The organism is Leptospira weilii (assembly GCF_006874765.1).
In the GTDB taxonomy this organism is placed as follows: domain Bacteria; phylum Spirochaetota; class Leptospiria; order Leptospirales; family Leptospiraceae; genus Leptospira; species Leptospira weilii.
Window position 1 is genome coordinate 3,425,001 of record NZ_CP040840.1, and the last position, 21,492, is coordinate 3,446,492.

Annotated in this window: 18 protein-coding genes and 2 pseudogenes (1 of these 20 cut by a window edge); 6 read left to right on the top strand and 14 right to left on the bottom strand. The window is 41.0% G+C overall.

What is annotated here, in order from left to right:
- The 3 genes in view from FHG67_RS16685 to trpS are tightly spaced (at most 6 nt apart) and all read left to right on the top strand, a layout consistent with a single transcriptional unit that may run on beyond the window.
- Positions 1-324, top strand: partial view of a LolA family protein gene (locus FHG67_RS16685; protein ID WP_004496933.1) — the 3' portion only. It extends 270 nt beyond the left edge of the window; only the last 324 of its 594 coding nucleotides appear in the window; its start codon lies off the left edge, out of view; it ends in the stop codon at positions 322-324.
- A gap of 6 nt (positions 325-330) precedes the next feature.
- Complete coding sequence (locus tag FHG67_RS16690; RefSeq protein ID WP_004496825.1) at positions 331-2,151, top strand: hypothetical protein; 1,821 nt, start codon at positions 331-333, stop codon at positions 2,149-2,151.
- Entirely contained in the window at positions 2,148-3,116 is a 969-nt protein-coding gene (gene trpS / locus FHG67_RS16695; RefSeq protein ID WP_002618845.1) for a tryptophan--tRNA ligase, read from the top strand. Before FHG67_RS16690 ends, trpS begins: the two co-directional genes overlap by 4 nt.
- Here trpS and FHG67_RS22750 read toward each other — a convergent pair.
- The 3 genes and pseudogenes from FHG67_RS22750 to FHG67_RS16715 all read right to left on the bottom strand — a co-directional run.
- A pseudogene (locus tag FHG67_RS22750) lies at positions 3,117-3,460 on the bottom strand (PIN domain-containing protein); the annotation flags it as partial.
- Positions 3,450-3,711, bottom strand: a pseudogene (locus tag FHG67_RS22460) (hypothetical protein). The pseudogenes FHG67_RS22750 and FHG67_RS22460, both read right to left, overlap by 11 nt.
- 245 nt (positions 3,712-3,956) lie before the next feature.
- Entirely contained in the window at positions 3,957-4,511 is a 555-nt protein-coding gene (locus FHG67_RS16715) for a hypothetical protein (protein WP_004500085.1), read from the bottom strand.
- Positions 4,512-5,017: 506 nt separating this feature from the next.
- On the opposite strand from FHG67_RS16715, the gene FHG67_RS16720 reads away from it, so the two are divergent.
- Positions 5,018-6,169: a hypothetical protein gene (locus tag FHG67_RS16720; RefSeq protein ID WP_002618873.1), complete on the top strand. Its 1,152-nt coding sequence runs from the start codon at positions 5,018-5,020 to the stop codon at positions 6,167-6,169.
- Between the two features lie 330 nt (positions 6,170-6,499).
- On the opposite strand, the gene FHG67_RS16725 is transcribed toward FHG67_RS16720, so the two are convergent.
- Positions 6,500-7,996 (bottom strand): ABC-F family ATP-binding cassette domain-containing protein, encoded by a 1,497-nt coding sequence (locus tag FHG67_RS16725; RefSeq protein ID WP_004503386.1) that lies wholly within the window; start codon positions 7,994-7,996, stop codon positions 6,500-6,502.
- 225 nt (positions 7,997-8,221) lie between these two features.
- On the opposite strand from FHG67_RS16725, the gene FHG67_RS16730 reads away from it, so the two are divergent.
- A complete protein-coding gene (locus FHG67_RS16730; protein WP_004500108.1) occupies positions 8,222-8,509 on the top strand; it encodes a hypothetical protein in 288 nt (95 codons plus the stop codon).
- Between the two features lie 111 nt (positions 8,510-8,620).
- Entirely contained in the window at positions 8,621-9,724 is a 1,104-nt protein-coding gene (gene trhO / locus FHG67_RS16735) for an oxygen-dependent tRNA uridine(34) hydroxylase TrhO (protein WP_004500044.1), read from the top strand.
- Between the two features lie 5 nt (positions 9,725-9,729).
- Here trhO and FHG67_RS16740 read toward each other — a convergent pair whose 3' ends face one another.
- From FHG67_RS16740 to FHG67_RS16795, 10 genes are all read right to left on the bottom strand, one after another.
- Positions 9,730-10,632 (bottom strand): bile acid:sodium symporter family protein, encoded by a 903-nt coding sequence (locus FHG67_RS16740; RefSeq protein WP_004496923.1) that lies wholly within the window; start codon positions 10,630-10,632, stop codon positions 9,730-9,732.
- Positions 10,633-10,636: 4 nt separating this feature from the next.
- On the bottom strand, positions 10,637-11,785 hold the full coding sequence (locus tag FHG67_RS16745) for a TauD/TfdA family dioxygenase (protein ID WP_020781864.1): 1,149 nt from the start codon (positions 11,783-11,785) through the stop codon (positions 10,637-10,639).
- A gap of 763 nt (positions 11,786-12,548) precedes the next feature.
- The gene (locus tag FHG67_RS16755; protein WP_002618844.1) at positions 12,549-12,872 is read right to left on the bottom strand and encodes a metal-sulfur cluster assembly factor; all 324 of its coding nucleotides are present in this window, start codon (positions 12,870-12,872) and stop codon (positions 12,549-12,551) included.
- Positions 12,873-13,080: 208 nt separating this feature from the next.
- A complete protein-coding gene (locus FHG67_RS16760) occupies positions 13,081-14,076 on the bottom strand; it encodes an Rpn family recombination-promoting nuclease/putative transposase (RefSeq protein ID WP_312845851.1) in 996 nt (331 codons plus the stop codon).
- A gap of 26 nt (positions 14,077-14,102) precedes the next feature.
- Positions 14,103-14,537, bottom strand: coding sequence for a Fe-S cluster assembly sulfur transfer protein SufU (sufU, locus tag FHG67_RS16765; protein ID WP_002618792.1), 435 nt, complete (start codon positions 14,535-14,537; stop codon positions 14,103-14,105).
- Positions 14,521-15,762 carry a cysteine desulfurase gene (locus FHG67_RS16770; protein ID WP_004496932.1) on the bottom strand — a complete coding sequence of 414 codons (1,242 nt, stop codon included), beginning with the start codon at positions 15,760-15,762 and terminating at the stop codon, positions 14,521-14,523. The genes sufU and FHG67_RS16770 overlap by 17 nt, the downstream gene beginning before the upstream one ends.
- A 5-nt stretch (positions 15,763-15,767) precedes the next feature.
- On the bottom strand, positions 15,768-16,079 hold the full coding sequence (locus FHG67_RS16775; RefSeq protein ID WP_002618854.1) for a non-heme iron oxygenase ferredoxin subunit: 312 nt from the start codon (positions 16,077-16,079) through the stop codon (positions 15,768-15,770).
- Complete coding sequence (gene sufD / locus FHG67_RS16780; protein WP_004501122.1) at positions 16,076-17,272, bottom strand: Fe-S cluster assembly protein SufD; 1,197 nt, start codon at positions 17,270-17,272, stop codon at positions 16,076-16,078. Before sufD ends, FHG67_RS16775 begins: the two co-directional genes overlap by 4 nt.
- Positions 17,273-17,279: 7 nt before the next feature.
- Complete coding sequence (sufC, locus tag FHG67_RS16785) at positions 17,280-18,047, bottom strand: Fe-S cluster assembly ATPase SufC (RefSeq protein WP_004496855.1); 768 nt, start codon at positions 18,045-18,047, stop codon at positions 17,280-17,282.
- A gap of 542 nt (positions 18,048-18,589) precedes the next feature.
- Entirely contained in the window at positions 18,590-19,972 is a 1,383-nt protein-coding gene (locus FHG67_RS16795) for a DUF389 domain-containing protein (protein ID WP_016758557.1), read from the bottom strand.
- Between the last annotated feature and the right edge of the window lie 1,520 nt (positions 19,973-21,492).

Consider the following 21,492-nt stretch of genomic DNA (forward strand, 5'->3'; position numbering starts at 1 on the left):
GCAAGAGGCATCGTCGGAAAACAAGATCTTCGCGGAACTTCCGGAGGAGTTTTCGGTTTACTCAGCGGTTACGAAGAAGTCGCTCAAGTCGGAGGGTCGATTCGACTCAAATCTCCTACAAAATCGTATGAAGAAATCGTAGTGACTATGAACCCCGACAATACTCCCAAATCACTCCGAATGAAACGCAGAGGATCCGCAGAATACACTTCGATCAGTTTTTCCGGCGTGCAAACGAACGTAGGGCTTTCCGCTTCTCTGTTCAATTTCAGCGCCCCTTCCAGCGCACAAATTGTCGAGAATCCACTGAACGAAAAGGAATAAACTCTCTTGTCTGTAAACTCAAGGACTGACGCCCATAAGACATTCGCGGATCTCTATAGAAAACAGAGAAGCCCCGAACATCAGGAGCAGATCGACGAAGTCATTCAAAAGTCGAATGATATTTTTATTCGAATCGATTTGATGAAGAAGGTCGATGAAGAATTCGAGAAAAAAAGACAGGAAGAAAACAAAAAGTCGGAAGAGGATAAACCTAAAAAAAGTTCCGAAAAATCCCCAACCTCCACAAAAACCATCCCTAAAACCTCTCGAAGAACGGAATCCAATTCTTCCGGAGGGGTCGGATTCTTGGCGAACCTTTTCGGTGGAAATCCCGCGATCAACAAATTCGCAAGAGAATCCGGAACGATAGACGTAGGTTTCTTAGGAAGAAAATTGCAGGTTTCCGGCGGTGTTCACAACTTATTCAAATTCCTAAAGGAAGACCAAATCATCGCTACGATCCAAGCGCTTCGATTCTGCGAACAACAGGGCTGGAGGTATTGGAAGCCTCTCATATACAACGTGGTATTAAATTTTAATAAACTTCTCAACAGCATCATTTCCTTAGATAGCTTATTTATAGATCAGATCTCTCCGGAAATTTTTTTAAACCGCGCGACTAAATTAGAACTTTATTATGCAAGGCATTTAAGTAGGGAAGACTGCAAAGATATCATCATGACGGAAGTTCCCGAACTGGTGCGTAAGGACGAAAAGTTGGTTCCGAAAATGCCCCAGATTATGGCGGGACTTTCCTACGGACTGAACCTCGAAGGCGGAAGACCTAAAATGTCCGACGCAATTCGGGCATTCCATATCGTCGCGACAAAACGAATGATCACCTGGAACGAAATCGTTCAACAACTCAACATTCCACCGATCAACGAAACTAAATTTCAGGGTTCTCCCGACATCATCAAAGAAGTGGAAACAACTCTGTTGCGCCTTGCGGACGATATCCAAACCAGACTAAACCGCAAGCATGAACTACAAAGCTTAAGAGAAAGATATTTCCGAATCGACGACAAAGGAAGAATGAACTTCGATTTTTTAAATCTGATCGTGGACGACTATTTTGAAAATCACGTTCCCGAAAATATGCAGTCCGCGTCTATGAAATCTTCCTTTAAGGGAACTCCTCATAAATTGATGTATTTATTGCTTAGGGATTTCCAAGCTTCCTACGCTCCGATTTTGGAGGGGACCGTTAAGATAGGTTCGAAAAACCAAAGTAAAGACGTGATTATTATGCATCCCGGTCTTTTTAAAAGCGATATCGAACAAATCAATAATTTGCTTCGTCTTTTGGACGCGTTTAATAAAAAATATCCGAGCTTTCAATACAGCTTTGCGACTTACAACGAACATACGACTTCAACGGTGGGAGTGGAAGACCAGATTACTCAGAACCTTTTGAAGTTACTCGGAGACGCTGCCGCGTTTATGGGAAAATTTGCGGAGAAAATCAACATCATCGTCGAAAATCACTTACTCGCAAAACAATACGAAACTTCCGGCAAACTGAACGAAAGAGTTTTGGTTTCCAAAGAAAAAGTAATCGAAGAAATCAAAATTCTTCACAGGTTTATCCCTTACTGTGATTCAACCATCGTTTCGGGAAATCGATTGAACGGAAAAACGTTAGAATTTGCCTTTTTGGAAATGACAAAACTTTTTTATAACTACGCGGTGATTTATAAGGATAAATTCACGATTACCAAATTGACCTTACATAAAAAACTAGACGCAGAACTCGGATCTTTGACGACAGAATACGAGAGACTTTCCGGTAAACCTTACGAAACAAAGCGAACGGAGGAAACATGAGGATTCTCACAGGAGTCCAACCCTCCGGTAAACTTCATTTAGGAAATTTTTTCTCCGTCATTCGAAAGCTCAAAGAATATCAGAATTCGGCGGACTTATTTTGTTTCATTGCAGACCTGCATTCTTTAACTACGTTCTCTTCGAAAGAAAAACAAAAAGAAAATACATTCAACGCGGTCTGCGATTTTTTAGCGCTGGGAATCGATCCAGATCGATGTACGTTTTGGCTGCAATCTGGAGTTCCAGAGGTCACCGAACTAACTTGGTATTTAAGTCATTCGATCACAGTCAATCAGTTGAACTTGGCACATTCTTACAAAGACAAGGTTGCAAAAGGTTTTAGTCCCGGCGGAGGACTTTTTTTCTATCCGGTTTTGATGGCGGCGGATATTCTCGGTTTCGACAGCGATCGGGTCCCTGTCGGTAAAGACCAAAAACAGCATTTGGAATTTGCAAGAGATATCGCTTCGAATTTCAATCGGGAAATCGGTCCCGTTTTTAAAATCCCCGAACCGGAAATCGACGAAACAACGGCTTTGGTTCCCGGTACGGACGGACAGAAAATGTCTAAGTCTTACGGAAACACGATTAACTTTTTCGATTCCGAAAAGGAACTTAAGAAATCCATAATGTCTATCACAACCGACTCCGCGGGAATCGACGAGGTCAAAGATCCTTTCAAAAGTAATATTTATGCGATTCATTCTTTGTTTTTAGACGAAAAAGGAAAAGAAGCCCTCAAACAGAAGTTCTTAATTCCCGGAACCGGATACGGAGATCTTAAAAAACAACTTTTACAGGATACCTTGGATTACTTTGCTCCTTTTCGCAAAGAACGGGAAAAAATCGGGGAAGATAAATCTTTCGTGGAAACGGCTCTCAAAAAAGGACAAGAAAAAGCTCGAAATACGATCGCAAACGTCCTTGATCGAGCCCGCAAAGAATTGGGAATTTATCGGTTTTAAGATCCAGAATATTCCGTTTTTGAATTTGTTACTCTTTAAAACTGATAGAACGTTCTCAATTTCTTTTCCCCTAACCATAATACTTCAAAGAGAGAAATAAATTTTTCTAACCTCTGAAGCTACTGCAACCTTCAACCAACTCAAAGTAAGAATAACCTGATATGAAAATCGGCTCACTACTCATCTCTACATAATAGAGTCTCTAAAATTCCGCGTCTAAACGTGGGATTTGTGTTCAAATTAACGGTACCTTACTTTTATAGGGATCAGTAATAGAATGTAACCAGGTAATTGCTTTCTCATAATTACGCAAATAATCGATCAATATCCGAATCAATCAGCATCTCGACTCGTTAACTTCTTTCTTAACTCTCTCGAATACGAAAGTCCGTCCGTTATTCCACGATCCGACCAAATTTCAGCCAAATTCAATTTCTCTAATTCTTTACCCGTGTGCTTTCGCGCTTTAAATGGTTCTGTTTCCTTTTCTTCGATGAAGGCGCAAGCACCTTTCCGTCCTGCACCTGAAACTTCCGTCTAATAACTTTTTAATTGCACCTCTTACAGTTAACGTATCCTTTATTTCTACCTTCATTTTCATGCTACCCAACCATTTTTCTCACTCTCATAGCTGCTAATTTTTTTCTTCATACTTTAATACGAAAACCCTTTTTCTTTCGAAAACTGTATTCAAAAAATTTCAGGTCATTTTTAGGAGTGGGAAATCGAGGAAATTGGTGCATAAATTCGAGTTTCTAAATAAAAAGTAAGTTCAAGATCATAAATCCATTTCTTTCAGAACAAACTGTCAGGTAAATACTGTTACTGTACACCATTCATTTACATTAAAACTTCGCCACTAAGAGAAAACTTATATCGCCGATCATCCCAACTTCTTGCGTATATAATATCATTTTCTATTTTAAAAATATCGCCTCCTTTAGCAGTAGTAAATATATCGGTACCTGAATGTTGCCAAATAATATTACCTTTGGTGTTGATTCTAGTAATTTCAAGTTCTCCGTGAATTATAAACCCATCCGAAATCTTATAAATCCCAAAACAACATGCTGAGTCAACTTGAGAGATCCATAACAATTCAAGCGATGGAATACCTAAACAAAAAATAGAATCACCTACACATAAAAGCAATGTAATATCATCAATTACATAACAATGCTCATGTAAACCCGAAGCGCCTCCGTTATTTAATAAAATTGCCTGGGCATCCGATGTAAAAATTCCGAATTGTGTGGAAGCATAGTAATTTTCATTATTTGCTTTGTAAATATAATCATATAAATGCAAATTATCTGCGGAGCCAACTTGAAAGCTACGATCGTCTATTATTTTTATTTTTCCATACTTAGTTTGCAATTCAAGTATCTCAATCATAATTAACCTGGCTGTATTGTTACAGTATTCATCTAACAGTCACTTCGGCAATAAATGCTTCCATAACCGGGGACTCTTCGAAAACTTTTTCTCCAAACGTTTCAATGTGAAATCGAATCGCTGACCTTGCAAGGATTTAAAAGAGTATTTTTATAAAATAAATTCAAAAATCATGACTCTTGCTCATCTCTACAATAAGGCTCACACGTTCTGTCTTTAAACCGGATTTATGTTAAATAGAATACCGTTAATTGAACACAAATCCCGCATATAGATGTAGAATTTTAGTTAGGCACTCTATTATGCAGAGAGGAGTAAACAAACATACTTGATGGATTCTTTATAAAAGAATCCGTCGTTTTTATATATACGAAGTATCGCCGTTTATGCGAATTTAACATTCGGTCTGTAAATACGGAAGCGTATCGTTTGAACTTATTAAAAGTTTACAAGAAAGCCAATTTAATGATTGTCATTTATATAACATTTCCGACTCTTGCCACTCTATGAATCATCTTTGCAAATTGCATTTCACCCGTCTTTTAACTTCTGTCGCGATTTTTTGTATGATTGTTTTGAACTGTAAGAAAGAGAAGGACGACTCTTCAATTCTTTTGGCTGTGGCAGCCATACTAGCCGGCTCTTCTACCCACAACTCCAACATTTCTTATGGCGGTACAAAAAGCCCGGGCGATGTTATGACAGGGGATATGGTAAAAGCCAATTATGGGAATTTCTCATTTACAAACCTCACCACCAACGAAAAAATCTCCGGACAAGTAGCCACATACTCAGCAAGTCCTTTCATCGCTCTTTTATCCGCACCGTCCTACACCCAAGGCGGGTTTGCCATTCCCATCGAAGGAGTGGGACTCCTAGCCACGCCAATTTCAGGTTACTCAAACGCAGGTGGTGCGCCCGTAACGGCGATGCGTGCAGAAGTGTACACAGAAAAAAGTTCGAATTGCTCCGACGTAACTGGAACCTTTAACATGGTTCAAGCAATGTTCGGAGATGCGGGCGGTTCGTTTCAAGGCGGATACGGTACCTTAACGATCACCGGAACAAACCAGAAATTCGCTGCGGGAACATTCACAACTTTGGGTGGCGTAGGTGCCGCAGTAAACCTCAATCTCAATAACGGCATCTGTGTCGATGGTAAAGTCACATGGGCTACAGGTGAAACTGCATTCGTTTCTTCAACAGGCGTGCTTATTTTGGATATGGGTACGGACAAGGGAGGTTTTTTCGGCTTAGCCAAAGACGTTACGCTAAACGGCGCAGGAATTCTAAACGGCAAAACACTTCTCGGTTTTGATAATCTACGTGGAGGCAATGCGGCAATCGTTGATTCTTTCGTAAGTGGCAAGTTCACGTGTTTGAACGGAGTTTGCACAGGAGTGAATATAGATGCGCGAACCTTGATCGCCCAAAGTAACGGAAACTCTTCCACTAACGTCCCCGTATTCACAAATGGTATTTCGGCTTCTACGACGTTTGGAAATGGAGGAGGAGGAATGCCAATATCCGCAAACGACAATTTAGTGCTGATTGCACGCGCCGTAAATGGAAAAATCACGGTAGCTATGATCGCCTGCTCGACGGGCGGATGTACAGCCGCTTCTTCCAGACACTTCGGACTGTACACTGAAAAATAAGAGTTAACCCAACCCGCCGCTTATTTCTTTTACGGCGGGTATCTTTCCATTCGAAATAGTCCGCCCACTTAGACAAATTACGACAATAAAAAGCAAGATAGGAAACAAATCCATGAAATTTGTTCCCTATTTTTTGATATATAAGTTACAAATTTTAGAATGGTAACGATCTTAAAATATTCCCCTAAAAAACAAAATCTCTCCCGTTCAAATGAGTAAAATTATCCGAAAAATTTTTTACCAAAGCACAAGAGAAACTCTGGATACCCAAACCCGAACATTTCATCCTTCGGAAATCAAATTTGGAAAAATATAAAATATTCAAATTTATTAATAATCTTCGTCCGACCAACCCACTTCGTTTAGAAAGTCATCATAGGAACCGTCGAAAATTCGAATCGTATCGTTATCGAATACAATCAACTTTGTCGCAACGGCACGCAAATGAAGTTCGTCGTGAGTAACCATGATGACTGAACCCTCAAATTCATCAATCGCTTCGATAAGAGAATCGCAAGACTGCATATCCAAGTGATTTGTCGGCTCGTCGAGATACAAAAGATGACAAGGGGTCACAAGAATTTTCCCGAGAAGTACTCTACTTTTTTCACCGCCGGAAAGGACTTTGATTTTTTTAAGAGCTTGATCTTCGGAAAACATCAGACCGCCCGCAATCGTTCTCGCCTGCCATTCCGTACAAGACTGATCGGAAATCATGATCTCTTCGACCACGGTCGAATTTTCATTGAGATTGAGCTTGTTTGTCTGACCGAAATAACCTTCTTTTAAAACCGGATGTTTTTTGATCGTTCCTCGGGAAGGTTCGAGCTCCCCCGCGAGAATTTTAAGAAGAGTGGATTTCCCTTTTCCGTTCTTACCGATAATACAAATTCTTTCTTTATTTCCCACACCGATGGAAAAGTTTTCGATGAGATACGGTCCCTTTCCATCGTATGAAAAACAAAGGTTCTCCGCGGACAACATCTGACTGGCAGCAAAAGGAGCGCTATTAAAATACAACTCCAAATCCTGAATTTTTTCCAAAGCTTTCATTTCGCCTTGTTTTTCTAATTTTTTGACTCTGGATTGAGTTCGACTAGCAAAACTCGCTTTCGCTTTAAACTTTGCGATAAATATCTCCTCTTGTTTACGTTTTTTCGCCTCGTTCAAGCGAGTCTTCTCGTAGATCTCTTCGGATTGATTGATCTGATTGTAAAGTTTATCCGTATCGCCTTGGACCTTGATCGCTTTAGTTCTATGGATCGCAATCGTATGCGTGACTACGGCGTCCATAAATCCTCTATCATGAGTTACTAATATGATTTCACCTTCCCATTCTCGCAAAAATTCCTCGAGCCAACGAATCGTGACAATATCGAGATAGTTGTTCGGCTCGTCGAGCATCAACATATCGGGAGCGGAAACGAGAAGTTTCGCGAGATTCATCCGGATCTGATAGCCTCCGGAAAATTCGTTCGGATTTCTTTCCATGTCCCGTTCGGAAAAACCTAAACCGGAAAGAATTTTTTCAACCCGCCAAGTTTCGTATTCTTCCCCTTCGGGAAGACCAAGAGCACATTCTTCCAAAACCGTAAGTTTGGTAAAATGAAGATGTTGTTGGAGATAGCCGATTTTATAACCCTTAGGAATCGAAATTATACCTGAATCAGGTTCGACGTTTCCAAGAATCATCTGAAAGAGTGTGGATTTTCCGTGACCATTTCGACCAACCAGACCGATCTTTTCTCCTCGATTGATGCTCAAATTTAAATCGTCAAAAAGGACTTTGGTTGTAAAGGCCTTGTTTAGGCCGGATATTTTAATCATAATTGATGCACTCTAAGTTTCTAAAACCAGATTTTCAAAAAAGGTTTATATTTCACTTAAAAATTAATAGGATCGCCGCCTGACGCTCAAGATCGTCTTTATTTTGAATTTAGAAAAAATGTAAATATGACTCTAAAAAAATCAGGTTCCCCTTTCAAATGTTAAGAATATAATGCTTTTTTAAATCACCTTTCAACCCCACGACCCGATAAACACCAACCTGTTATGTCGAACTCTTTCTTTGTATTTGCGTTGGCAGATCGAATCGGATTAGAAATCTTAAGCGGTTACGTTACGGCGTGTCTTGCATCGGACCAGCCCGCTAACGTTAGTAATTCTTGGAATGATCGTAAGTATAACGCGAGCCGTTGTGATTTGGAATACGGGAGTATTCCCTTGGAATCATTGCGATCGTATCACCTATATATTCAATATTTCGCAAATATATTTGCGGCAGACGAGAGCTCCGAACACGTATTTCTCAAAATCGAGCCTATGTTACCAAACGAATAACAATGTTTAAGACATCGAGTCAAAAAAGAGATTCCAACATCCGCGCTCCGAGGGACGAATCCTGTAAGAAAGGCTTGTCAAGAAAAGTCTCCATTTCAAAGTTAAGAATGTATGGCAAATCGGGACGATTTTCAAAAAAATGCCCAAACTAAAAAACGTCCTCTCCACAATATCTACGGAAAAGAGATTCTGAAAAAACGTCTCGAGGCCGAAAACTTTCCGAGAACAACTCTCTCCTTTTACCGCTATGTCATTTTAGAAAATGTACAAGAACTCAGGAATCAACTTTATGTGGAATGGGAAGCTCTCGGAGTTCTGGGAAGAATCTACGTAGCAAGAGAAGGAATCAACGCCCAACTTTCAATTCCTTCTCACAATCTGAATTCTTTTAAGGAGAATTTGAATTCCAGAATTCAATTCAAAGATATGCCTTTTAAAATCGCCGTGAAGGATGATCACAGGTCCTTTTTAAAACTCGATTTAAAAGTGCGGAATAAAATTGTCGCGGATGGATTGAATGACGACGCATTCGATGTGACTAATGTTGGAAAACATCTTTCCGCAGAAGAGTTCAATCATCATATGGAGGATAAAAATTCCATCGTAATCGACGTAAGAAATCATTACGAGAGTGAAATCGGTCATTTTGAAAACGCCATTCTTCCGCAATCCGACACCTTCCGGGAAGAGCTTCAAATCTTATTGGAACTACTAAACGGAAAAGAAGATCAGAAAATTCTAATGTATTGCACGGGGGGAATCCGTTGTGAAAAAGCAAGCGCTTGGCTCAAACATCACGGATTCAAGGACGTCAATCAACTTCACGGCGGAATCATCTCTTACGCGCATGAAATTTCTCAAAAAGGATTGGAATCCAAATTCAGAGGAAAAAATTTCGTATTCGACGGACGTCTTCAAGAAACGATCGGAAACGAAATAATTTCCACTTGTCATCAGTGCGGAAAGAAAAGCGATCGCCACGTAAACTGCGCAAATCCCGGATGCCATGTCCTTTTTATCCAGTGCGAAGGCTGTTTGGAAAAATTCGAAGGATGCTGCACGGAAGAATGCAAAACCGTTTTACATCTCCCGAAAGAAAAACAAAAGGAAATCCGAAAAGGAAAATCGAACGAAAATCGTTTCTTTACGAAGTCAAAAATCCGTCCGAAAATTTCGGAACTCTATCAGAATCGAAAGCCTTTCGAAACCGTCTAAACTTTTTAAAGAGGAATTTCCCTTCTAGACCAAAACCAAGCGAGGCTTACGCCAGCAAGCCCGTGCCAAATTCCCCAAACCGCCGCAATGATCGCCATACTTCCCTGACCTCCGAAAAACGCGAAGATCAAAACAAGTCCCAATCCCGAATTTTGAATTCCGGTCTCTATGGAAATACAACGGGCATCCCTTTCGTCCAAACGAATCAGTTTCGCAAAGTAATACCCCAATAAGAAACCGGTAGTATTCATTAGAAAAACGTAAAGAAATACCCTGTGAATCACCTTCAAAAATATCTGATAATTGGCAAGGAGCGCGATCAATAAAAACGCGATAAAGATAAAACCAGAAAGAACTTTGAGAGGTTTCGCCAGTTTTGTCGCGCTTTTCGGTAAATATCTCTTCGTCAAAATACCTAGAAAAATTGGAATCACCAGAATGATTAAGATCGCTTTAAAGACATCCCAAGGATTGAGTGTTATTTCTTTCAGAGCCGCTTGAACAGGAGGATATAAATTTCCCCAGAAAAAAAAGTTGAACGGAGTTGCAAAAATCGCGAGGACCGAAGAAAAGGCGGTAAGCGAAATCGAAAGAGCCGTATTCCCTTTTGCAAGAAGAGTGATAAAATTCGAAATATTTCCGCCGGGACAAGCTGCAACGAGAAGCATCCCAAGCGCGACTCCCGAAGGTGGATTTAAAATCCAAAGAAGAAGATAAGTCGCAAACGGGAAAAGAATAAATTGCGACAAGATACCGGTAATGGACGCTCTGGGTTTATCGAAGAGTAATTTAAAATCCTCTAATTTAAGTTCCAAGGCGATCCCATACATAATCAACCCTAAAAGCAAATTTAAAAAAACTAAACCGCTTTCGTTGAAATTAATTCGAACTGCATCTAATTCTGACATCATCTTAATCCGCCCAAGCCACAAAAATCTCCCTCGGACCGGTAAACGGATGCCGTCCGTGAGAAACCGAATAATTATCGATTATGAGCACATCTCCCTCTCGCCAAGAAAAAAGAGAGATATTGTTCCAAAACGCGTCTTGGATTCGTTTCAGTTCCGGTCCTGAAATTTCTTGACCGTCGCCGTAAGTGCAGTGCGTGTCTAAGTACTCTTTTTTAGTCGTGATTTTCTTGATAAAAGTAAGAATTTCAAGTGTGATTCCTACTAAAAAGCTACGAATCGTTTTTTGGCGAGCGAAGATTCTCCAATATTCCTTACGAGCCGCGTCGATGTGAAACACTTGAGAGTGATTATGCCAAGCTAACGATTTGAATTCCGGATGTTTACGAATCGCTAATGTAGTGTTGATCAATCTTAAACTATCCTTGCCGAACCATTCCACCTTAAAGTTTTGTTTTTTAGAAATCTCTTCCACCTTTTCTCTATCTTTCGTTTGAAACATCTCGTCCCAACGTTTTGTTCTCCAAAATTGAAAACGGGATCGATTCGAAGGACCGTCATAAACTCTGGAATAACGAACTTTTTTTTTCTCGAATTTTTCACGAATAAAGTCCGGAACTTCATTCAAAACCTTTCTGAGGTCGGTGATGGGAGTTTCTCCGAACGTTTCCGGAGCTTTTTTACAATAAAAGAAAAGTTTTTTAGGAGGAGAATCCAGAAAGCTCATCTCCGCGTGTTGCATGATCGGATATGCGGGCGGAAGTTCCGTTGCGGTAAACGCATACTGAGTCACCTGATTTCTTGGAGACGTTCCGAGATAATTGTTCTTTAGATTGGAATCCACATTAATAATCACATCTTCAAAATCCTGAGGAGAAGACACATCAAATCCTCTAAAAAGAACGGCTCCGTATTCTTTGAGATCATCGGTTAACGCACGTTTGTTACTTTTGATCCATTGGATCAGATTTTGTTTACCTTTTTGTTCCTCAGAATCCGGCTGATAAACTACGGGAAGAGGATTTTTAAAATCGATGAATCCCTTTGATAAGGCAAAAGCAACTTTCGGTTTTGCCTTTTTTACGGAAACGGCTTTTGTCTTTGCTTTAGAATGTGTTTTGCTTTTTACCTTAGAAAAAGTTTTAGCTGCCATAAGAAATCCCCAAAAAGATTTCCAGACGCGCTTTTCAAGGATCGATCTGGAAAAAGCCTTTTGGGATAGATGGAAAATGTTCTTATTTTTGATGCAAGAAATATTTGATATAGCGAACAAAAAATTCAATAAATTGAAAAAATAATTAATTTTAACGCGAGTTCGATATAACAAATGCGAAAGCGATTCTATGTTTCGGACCTGAATGCCGATCCATAGAGAGGCATTCGCTGAGTTAAGCCGATCCATAGAGAGGCATTCGCTGAGTTAAGCCGATCCATAGAGAGGCATTCACTGAGTTAACGGCGATCCATAGAGAGGCATTCGCTGAGTTAACGGCGCCTCTTACTCATCTCTACATAATAGAGTGTCTAAAATTTTGCGTCTAAACATTGGATTTGCGCTCAAATTAACGGTACTCTATTTTATAGGGATCAGTAGGAAACCGTTTCGCTGAGTTTAGGGAGGCGTTACACTTTAGTTTCTTATTCGCCTAGATTTTCAACCGCCAAACTCACGTTAATTTTACCAAAATTCGTTAGGCTTCCGCTTTGTTATCTTTTAGCATGAGTTCGCATAGATAAACGTTCCAATTTTTTTACAAATCAAATGGGGACTTCTTACTTCAAGGTCCAAAACAACATTATAGCTGGGTATATTCTATCGCTCGAAAGCTGTGGAGTATTGGCTTTGAAACAGATTTAAACAAAAATTCATGTTTCTTTCTGAACTCAAAAACTACCAAACAAATCTCGAAATCGAATCAGTCAAAAATCCCCAGATCCATTTTGGCTTCTTCCGTGGCCATTTCTCTCGGGTCCCACTTAGGGACCCAAACAACTTCCACTTCAGCATCGGAGATTCCTTCCACTCGAAGAGCATGATCCTTGATCTGTTGTTTCATTTGAGGACCGGCAGGGCATGCCATCGAAGTATAAGTCATATCGATCTTCGCTTTGGAACCTTCTACCTTAATCCTATAAATGAGTCCAAGCTCGGCGACGGAAATTCCGATTTCGGGATCTTCCACTTTTCTCACTTCTTCGTAGATCTGTTCTTCCAACGTGTTCGTAGGAGCTTCTAACATTTCCGTGTTTCTCCTTTGATCTTTTCTTGATTATAAAACTCTTACGGGCTTACGCAAGAACCTTTACGGTTCACTATTTCCGTAAAAGAAACTTCCGTTTAGGGCATGTTGTAAAGTCCTAAAATTAGGTTCACAGAAATCAAACTGTTTGATGAACGAAATGAGGAGTAAAAAGGGCTAAATACTGATGAAACCAACCGAACATAGACTAAATCAATCCGTGGTTTTTTAAATCTTGTTCGGAAAGGCCAGTGATACGAAGAACTACATTTAGCTGAATATCCTCAGAAAGCATATTTCGAGCCGTTTCAATCTTGCCTTCAATCTTGCCCTGCTGTACCCCTTTCTCGATACCTTGTTGTATTCCTTCTGAAATCAATCTCTCTGCCGTAGTCACTGTTAATTCCTCGTATTGTTCCAATTTAGATCTTTGAAGGACTCCCTTCAATTCCGATGGCTTCAAATCTCGAACCCAGTAAATATACAATAACAGTTTCCGTAAGATTGCAACTCTTTTCGATTCTTCCTCTATTCCAAGTAATAGGGAAAATAACCCCGGTAAATGAGAAATGAATTCCAAATCTCCTTCACGGATTTTTTGAACCACTCCCAGAGTCACTTGAAAAGTGATACTTTCCAATTTCTCCTTCAATTCTATTCCTTTCAAATCGAACAAGTCGATCCTAAAATCGGGGATGAAGTCCTTGAGAATTTCCGCTTCTTGGCTTGTTAATACGAACTGATCTAAAAATCGATCTCCCAATTTCCATTCCTTTTCCCCGTGATAGAACACAAACGGAATGACTACGGAAAGAGACTCCTCGTTTCTTTGTTGGTTGCGATAGATTTCTGTGAGATATCCAAGTAGTTGAATATATATGGCGTTCTCTAAATAACTTTTGTGCTCGAAAAGTAAATAGACGTTCAACTTGTTTCCGGACTTGAGCGGAATTTGAAACAGTAAATCCGTTTGTTCTTGTTTTAGTTCTTCGGATATAAAACTCGATTCGGACAATTCCAAGTTTTCCAAGTCGAGTAATTTGACCACTTCCGGCGGTAACGTGTTTTTGAAAAAAATAGCCGCTTCTTTTTTGTCCTGAAAGGTTTCTCGGACAATCGATCGTGAGGATTGTGTACTTCGGTCATCCGTTATTTTTGGGCCATCGTTTTCTCGGTCAATTCCATTTGGAATCCTGCATAGTATTGTAAAGTCCTAATCCATTCATCCCGCTACTTTTCGATTTGAGAGAGCGCTCTTTCCAGAGTATTCCAGGGAAGAACCGCACATTTGATTCTCGCGGGAATTTTTTTCACGGACTCCATCGATTCCAGGTCTTCCAATTCTTCCTCAAACTTAGGATCTTTGTCTTCCAAAAACATATTCTTAAAACGGGAAAGAATATTTTCCGCTTCGGAAATCGTCTTTCCCCGAATCGATTCGGCCATCATGGAACCGGAGGCTTGAGAAATCGAACATCCCTTTCCAGTCACACGAACGTCCGCGATTTTATCTCCGTCAAGATTGATCGTAAGTTCGAGTTCGTCCCCGCAGAGAGGATTGATCCCATGCTCCGATAGATCCGCAGGTTCGAGTTTGCCTCGAAATCTCGGATTTTGATAGTGATCGAGTATAACTTCTTTATAAAGACTATCGCTTAAGGACACGGGAGAATATCTCCTTTACCTTAATTAGACCCTCAATCAATCGATCAATGTCGCCTTTTGTATTGTAAAGATAGAGACTCGCACGACAAGTTCCCGGTATGTTCTTAAACGCCATAAACGGCTGCGCGCAGTGATGTCCGACTCGGATCGCGATTCCCTCTTCGTCCAAAATAGTTCCGACGTCGTGCGGGTGCACTCCCGGAAAGTTGAAGGAAATCACTCCTCCTCTTTTGGATAAATCTCTCGTTCCGTAAAGCTCCAACCCGCCGAAATCGTCCAATCGATCGAGCGCGTAAGTCAACAACTCTACTTCGTGATTTCTCACTTCCTGCATTCCGATCGTTTCGAGGTATTCGATCGCAGACTCGAAACCGATCACTCCCGCGATGTTAGGAGTTCCCGCTTCGAGTTTGGAAGGAAGCTCCGCATACGTGGATCTTTCCTTATAAACGTGAGCGATCATATCCCCTCCGCCCATCCAAGGAGGCATCTCTTCTAAAATTTCTTCTTTTGCGTAAAGAACTCCGACTCCGGTCGGACCGAGCATCTTATGCGCGGAGAATACGTAGAAATCATAATCCATTTCCTTCATATTGACCGGGAGATGACAAACCCCCTGAGCACCGTCCACAAGAACCTTGGCCCCTACTTCTTTCGCCCTTTTCTGAATCGGAGCGAGATCGTGAATCGTTCCGGTCACGTTCGACATCTGAGCAACGGCGACTAACTTTGTCTTAGTCGTAATAATCTCGTTCAAATTACTCAGATCCAAAGTACTGTCTTCGTTCAAAGGAATGAATTTCAATACCGCTTTTTTTTCCTGAGCGAGCATTTGCCAAGGTACAATGTTGGAATGGTGTTCGAGTTCGTTGATTACGATCTCGTCCCCTTCTTTGACTTGAACCCTTCCCCAAGTCTGAGCGACTAAGTTGATCGACTCGGTTGCGTTTCTCGTAAAGATGCAAACCTTGGCGCATTGGGCTCCGATAAATCGGGAAATACGAATTCTACCGAGCTCGTATTTTTCCGTGGCTTTTTGAGAAAGATAATAAATCCCGCGATGTATGTTTGCGTTTTCTTCTCTATAATATTTTTCGATTCTATCGATGACCGTAAAGGGTTTTTGAGAGCTAGCCGCGCTGTCCAAAAAAACGAGCGGTTTCCCGTTCATCATTGTTCCCAAAATCGGGAAATCGGTCCTGATTCTTTCGGCTGAGAAATTCATTTATTTCAATCCTCCAAATCCACTTCGACGGAGTCACCTACGATTCTCACGGGATAAACGGGAAGATCCTCCACCGCGGGCATACAAAGGGCCTTTCCGGTTTTGACGGAAAACCGCGCCTCATGCCTCGGGCAGGTGATTACGTCTCCACACAATTTCCCTTCGGATATAGCCTCTCCGTCGTGTGTACAGACGTCTTCAAATGCGTAAAGGTTACCGTCCAAACTCGTGATCCCGATCCTATTATATCTGGTTTCAACCACTTTGACTTTCCCGTTTTCGACTTCGGACAGATTTGCGAGTTTACGAAAGCTCATACCGGACCCTCCACCTTACGGGCGATGAGTTCGAACAGTTCTTCTCGGATGGAATCCGATTCGATTTCACCGATCACTTGGCCCAAAAACCCGTCCACGATCATACGTCTGGCTTCGTCTTCGTCGATTCCCCGAGAGGCTAGATAAAACAACTGTTCTTCGTCGATCTCTCCCACCGTGGCCCCATGTTCACACTTTACGTTTTCCGCATATACTTCGAGCTTCGGAATCGACTCGGCTCTTGCAAAGCGGCCCAAAAGAAGGTTGTTGTTGACCTGAATCGCATTCACATCCCTGCAGGAATTTGGAATGTGAAGATTTCCGGTAAAAATATGATGAGCCCTATCCTTAAAGGCGCCTCTGTAAAGAATCGAGCTTTCCGTATGACTTTCCTTGTGAACGATCTTCACTTCGGAATCCTGGAATTCTCTCGCCGCCATCGGGGCCAAACCGATCACTCTCGCTCTCGCACCCTTTCCGGAAAGTTCGACGCCTATAAGATTTTTGCCCTTATATCCGCCGGGCGTCACCTTTGCGATCCTAACGTCCGAGTCCTCTTTTTGATCGGAGAACAAATTCTGAAAATGGAATACGGAAGAACCGAAGGATTCGATTCCGACATAGGAAACTCTAGATCCGGCTCCCGCGTAAATCACGGTAAGACCTTGGAGGAGTTTGAAGTCTTTCTCTTCCGGACATTCGTACCGTTCGGCGATAAACGCCTTGCTGTGATTTCCGATTTTTACAACAAGGATAGGGAGAATTTTATTTTCCTTTTCAAGTCGAAACTTGATTTCGACTTCTTCCTTGAGAATGAGGTCGTTTTCCACTTCGAGGTAAATTCCGTGGGTAAAATTGGAAAGGCTGTAAAGCGTAAACCATTCTTCATTCCGTTTTTGGAATATACTTTCAAGGTTGTTTAAAAAAAATTCGAGTTCTTTTCCGGAAAGAGAATCCGTTCTTCGAAGTTTGACGCCATCGGGAACCTTCCAAGAAACCGCGTTTATGTCGGGAGTTTCGGTAAATTCTTCCGGATGAAAATTAGAAAGCGGAATTTTTCTCCAGGATTCGTTTTCCGATCCCGGAATTTTCAGAGTTCGGAATTTCTCAAAGACCTTAGCGCGAAAATCTTTCAAAGCCTGAGGTTCTCCGCTACGGGAAAGCAGATTTTCAAACTGAGTTGCTAAAGACATTTTCGGTTCAGTCTTCGGATTCTGCAAGGACCCAGTCATATCCCTTCTCTTCCAATTCCAGTGCAAGTTCTCTCGTTCCGGTTTTCAGGATTTTTCCCTTTGCAAACACGTGAACGAAATCGGGTGCTATGTAGTTTAGCATTCTTTGATAGTGCGTGATGAGTAAAATGGATTTTTCCGGAGCTTTGTTCCTGTTGATTCCCTCGCTTACGATTCGAAGCGCGTCTATGTCCAGTCCCGAATCAGTTTCGTCCAATACGGAAAGTTTCGGTTTGAGCAAACTCATTTGGAGAATTTCGTTCCTCTTTTTCTCCCCTCCGGAAAACCCGTCGTTCACATAACGCGCGATAAACGATTCCGGAATATCGAGCGCAGCCATGGCTTCTTTGAGTTCTTTTCTAAATTCCCTGACCGGTAGTTCCTTTCCTCTTACGGACTTTACAATGGTTTTTAGGAAGTTTCCGATCGTAACTCCGGGTATACTCGTAGGATATTGAAAGCAGAGGAAGATTCCGAGGCGCGCACGTTCGTTTGTCGGAAGATCCAAAATAGATTTTCCTTCGAATAAAATATCACCCGACAACACTCGGTATTTCGGATGACCCATGATGACGTTGGAAAGCGTACTTTTTCCGGAACCGTTCGGTCCCATAATAGCATGAATCTCTCCGGATCGAATCGTGAGATTGACGCCCTTTACGATCTCTTTGATTTCTCCAGAATCGCCGGTCTGAATTCCTGCCCTGAGGTTCTGGATTTTTAAAATCTCGGTCACAAAAGCACCCTTATCAGAAGAAAGTTATGGGATGTAAAAGGATCGGAGCGATTACGGTCGATTTGAATTTGTCGATCCATAACTCTCTGTGAGAAAATCGCTTTGGGCTCTTTTCCCCGACCCTTATTCTACCAGTGTTTTTTTTTGTAGAAAGAGATCAAATAGGAAAGAAATCCGAACAACCCAAACTCAATGAACACTTCCTAGTTCTTAAAGACGCCTCATTCCAAAGAACTGTCTGTATTGAATTGAAACAAGGGAGTATTCCCCAAACGAGCCACTCAAAAACCGATTTCATATTCATCCGAAAAAGAATCGAACCATCCTAAAAGTTGAAATATTTAATTTCATTACTAAGATGCCCGTAATGCCAGAGTTCGCAGATCAGCGATCGTTTCCTATAATCTATCGAAATCGCGTTATTCCAAATACGATCTTAAGGCAGATGTTCAGATCGAAAATTCGAACGGATCGCAAAGTCGGAAACGACAAATGCTCGAAATCTCTCTGTTCAAGACGTCGGTTCTTTTCCCAATTCAAATTCAGAGATCCAAGACCTTTAAACTTTCCACTCCTATTCTTAATTTCAAAAAAAGTTCCAGTCGTTTTTTTTCCACGTCACTGATCGGACGTTTCCATTTTACAAGTATCGTAGCTTCCTTCGAGGAGGTAAAATCCTGAACATTCTGAACCAGAAAGTCTCCGAAAGAAAACGATTCCACGTAAGGAAACAATACGTTGATTTCTTTCGCCACGGATTGAACCAAATGATCCTTATCTTTCAAAGTGCGAAGTTCGTTTTCCAAAAGTTGAATCTTTTCTTCCTGGTTTTTCGAACCGACTCCGGTTTCGAGAGAAAGATTTCCAGGCCTCTTGTGCTCCTCCGCACCCCCAGACTGGATGATCTTCAACTCGGTTCCTTCCAAACCGTATTTAGGAAGAAGAGATTTCAACTGAGTAAGAACATCTTCGGACAAAGTTTCACCGATTATAGTGACTTCGATTTTTTTTTCGCCGCTCTTTCTTACGACGTTTGCGGAGAGGATCTTACTCCTTTCAAACGAGAAATGATTCTCAAGATAACTCTTTGCGTTCCGTTTAAACGAAGAATCGACCACGATATCGTAGGCGAAATAAAGACTAGGAAGAATCAAACAGATGGACACCAAATACACATAACGGTAAATCTTTTTATCGACCGCCGGGTCCGTATAAACAGTGCGAGTGAATTTCAAATAACGCACGAAAATTAGGGTGCTGATTCCGATAAAAACACTGTTGATCAGATACAGATAAAAAGCGCCAAAGAAAAATTTTAAATTCCAATTCGCAAGTCCGTAACCCGCGGTACAAAGCGGAGGCATCAGAGCGGTGGCGATTGCCACTCCGGGAATCGCGTTCGAAATCTTGTCTTTTCGAGAACCCGCCACAATACCGGTTGCACCTCCGATAAATGCGATTAACACGTCGTATATGGTGGGAGACGTTCTCGCCAAAAGTTCGGATTGAGCGTCGGAAAGCGGGGAAATCAAAAAGTATATTGCGGAAGTAAAGAGGCTTAAAAATGTCATTACCGCAAGATTGCGTAGGGATTTTTTCAAAAGTTCGAAGTCGTAAATTCCGAGCGCCAACCCCGCACCCATGATTGGTCCCATCAAAGGAGAAATAAGCATGGCTCCAATGATCACCGCAGTAGAATTGATATTCAGACCGATCGACGCTATGAAGATCGCGAAAATCAAAATCCATAAAGCGGACCCCGAAAAATTGACTCCCCGTTTGATCGATTCGATAGTCCCATTCTCATCGGTGTCATTTCTGATATGAAACAAGGAATTGACGAACTCAAACAATGGGCTCAATAAATCCCAAAAATTGGGCTCTTGATCGTTGGTTTTCTGTTCACGAGATGTTTTTTTTTGCATGGTATTTTTCTCCTATTAAAAACAGACTCTAAGTAAATCGGATCGCCTTCGATGTTAGGGCTTATTTCTATTCAGCTCAAGATTTTTCCGAATGTAATTTATTAGCCGAAACTCAAAACTTTTTGTCAGTAATATTCGGGCCCTAACAGTTTAGCTTTTTTAGAGTTCCTAGTCCACTAAAAAGGTTTGAATATTGACTTTTATTAATTTAAAAAAATAGCACTCAAGCTCATATCAAAGATCGAATATTCGTTCCGGTCTGGAATTTTATCGGATGCGAATTTTCGACTTTCCATTTTGATAGAATGAAGAACTTGTCAAGATTTGTTTTAAAACTTCCAGATTCTTCCGTCTTTGAATTTGTACTCCTTATAAAACTTCTAGTTCGGCATAAGAAAAGCGGGAGTTTTCGAAGGATTTTTTTTACAGTAAAACCGAGTTCCCACAATTTCTGAATTCAGAAGTTTCTATTCGAAAACGAAAAGTCCCTATTTTTGAACAATCCTATCGCTTCTCCTCTTGAAAGGTAAATGATAGGAAGATGCTATTCTGCTGATTCCTACATAATAGAGTGTTCAAAATTCTGCGTCTAAAAGCGAGATTTACATTCAAATGAACGGTATTCTATTTTATAGGATGAGTAAAACTTTAGAATGTGAGAATTCCCGCGAGAATCGAACAATAAAATCTGTTCGAAGCCCATAAATCCACATAAGGAGACGTAATCCGGAGGAACTACAGTGTTTTAATTGCGAATTTATGGAATGATCGTAACTGATTTCTCTTAAAATTTTGAGACAGGTTGTTATCATGCGGGGAAATAAAACTCCAAGACAAAGTAATGAGCCTTTGAGGCAGTCTTCAATCAGCAAAAAATCATAACCAACCCACAATTAAGAAGGCTTTTGGGATCATAAGGATCAAAAACTGATATTTTTCAAGTGTTCCGACAAGAATGATACTTTTTACTTGCAAAAAGTATCATTTTCTGATAGAGAAAAACCTCCCGAGTCTTTCCACCTCCAGGCTCAATGATTTGCTCCCTACGGGTCCCTCCACCCAAAAATCAGGAAACTCAGGCGCAGAGCTTTCCTAAACTCAAATCTCGCTCCCGAAGGGTCACGAGATAGGTCGCTCTGCGGGGCGTAAGTTTTACAGAGATTTGTCGGAATTCCGACAGATTTATCTTCGGGTCCAAGTATTTGTGGGGTTGGTTATGACAAAAAATACCCTATACCGAATTCGTGTTGCTCTTTAGAAACGTGAGGACAAAGCCAAATCAATTGCGATTTTACAAAAGTATCAAAACGCATCATCATTCTAGAATTCAACCCCGAAAACATAGCGAATGCATTCAAATGCTTTTATAAATTATATTTGAATATATCAATGTTCTATTTTTGAAAAATATTTTCCATTCCAAACCTTCTCAAGACTCAAAGCCCGGACCAAAGCCTCGAGATGTGGGAACTCCAGCGTTTTATTACAAACTTATGGAATATCACAACCAATTCCTTTTA

Coding starts and splice junctions, on each gene's coding strand:
- trpS (WP_002618845.1), top strand. CDS start 2,148: ATGAGGATTCTCACAGGAGTCCAACCCTCCGGTAAACTTCATTTAGGA.
- FHG67_RS16715 (WP_004500085.1), bottom strand. CDS start 4,511: ATGATTGAGATACTTGAATTGCAAACTAAGTATGGAAAAATAAAAATA.
- FHG67_RS16720 (WP_002618873.1), top strand. CDS start 5,018: ATGAATCATCTTTGCAAATTGCATTTCACCCGTCTTTTAACTTCTGTC.
- FHG67_RS16725 (WP_004503386.1), bottom strand. CDS start 7,996: ATGATTAAAATATCCGGCCTAAACAAGGCCTTTACAACCAAAGTCCTT.
- FHG67_RS16730 (WP_004500108.1), top strand. CDS start 8,222: ATGTCGAACTCTTTCTTTGTATTTGCGTTGGCAGATCGAATCGGATTA.
- trhO (WP_004500044.1), top strand. CDS start 8,621: ATGGCAAATCGGGACGATTTTCAAAAAAATGCCCAAACTAAAAAACGT.
- FHG67_RS16740 (WP_004496923.1), bottom strand. CDS start 10,632: ATGTCAGAATTAGATGCAGTTCGAATTAATTTCAACGAAAGCGGTTTA.
- FHG67_RS16745 (WP_020781864.1), bottom strand. CDS start 11,785: ATGGCAGCTAAAACTTTTTCTAAGGTAAAAAGCAAAACACATTCTAAA.
- FHG67_RS16755 (WP_002618844.1), bottom strand. CDS start 12,872: ATGTTAGAAGCTCCTACGAACACGTTGGAAGAACAGATCTACGAAGAA.
- FHG67_RS16770 (WP_004496932.1), bottom strand. CDS start 15,762: ATGAATTTCTCAGCCGAAAGAATCAGGACCGATTTCCCGATTTTGGGA.
- FHG67_RS16775 (WP_002618854.1), bottom strand. CDS start 16,079: ATGAGCTTTCGTAAACTCGCAAATCTGTCCGAAGTCGAAAACGGGAAA.
- sufD (WP_004501122.1), bottom strand. CDS start 17,272: ATGTCTTTAGCAACTCAGTTTGAAAATCTGCTTTCCCGTAGCGGAGAA.
- FHG67_RS16795 (WP_016758557.1), bottom strand. CDS start 19,972: ATGCAAAAAAAAACATCTCGTGAACAGAAAACCAACGATCAAGAGCCC.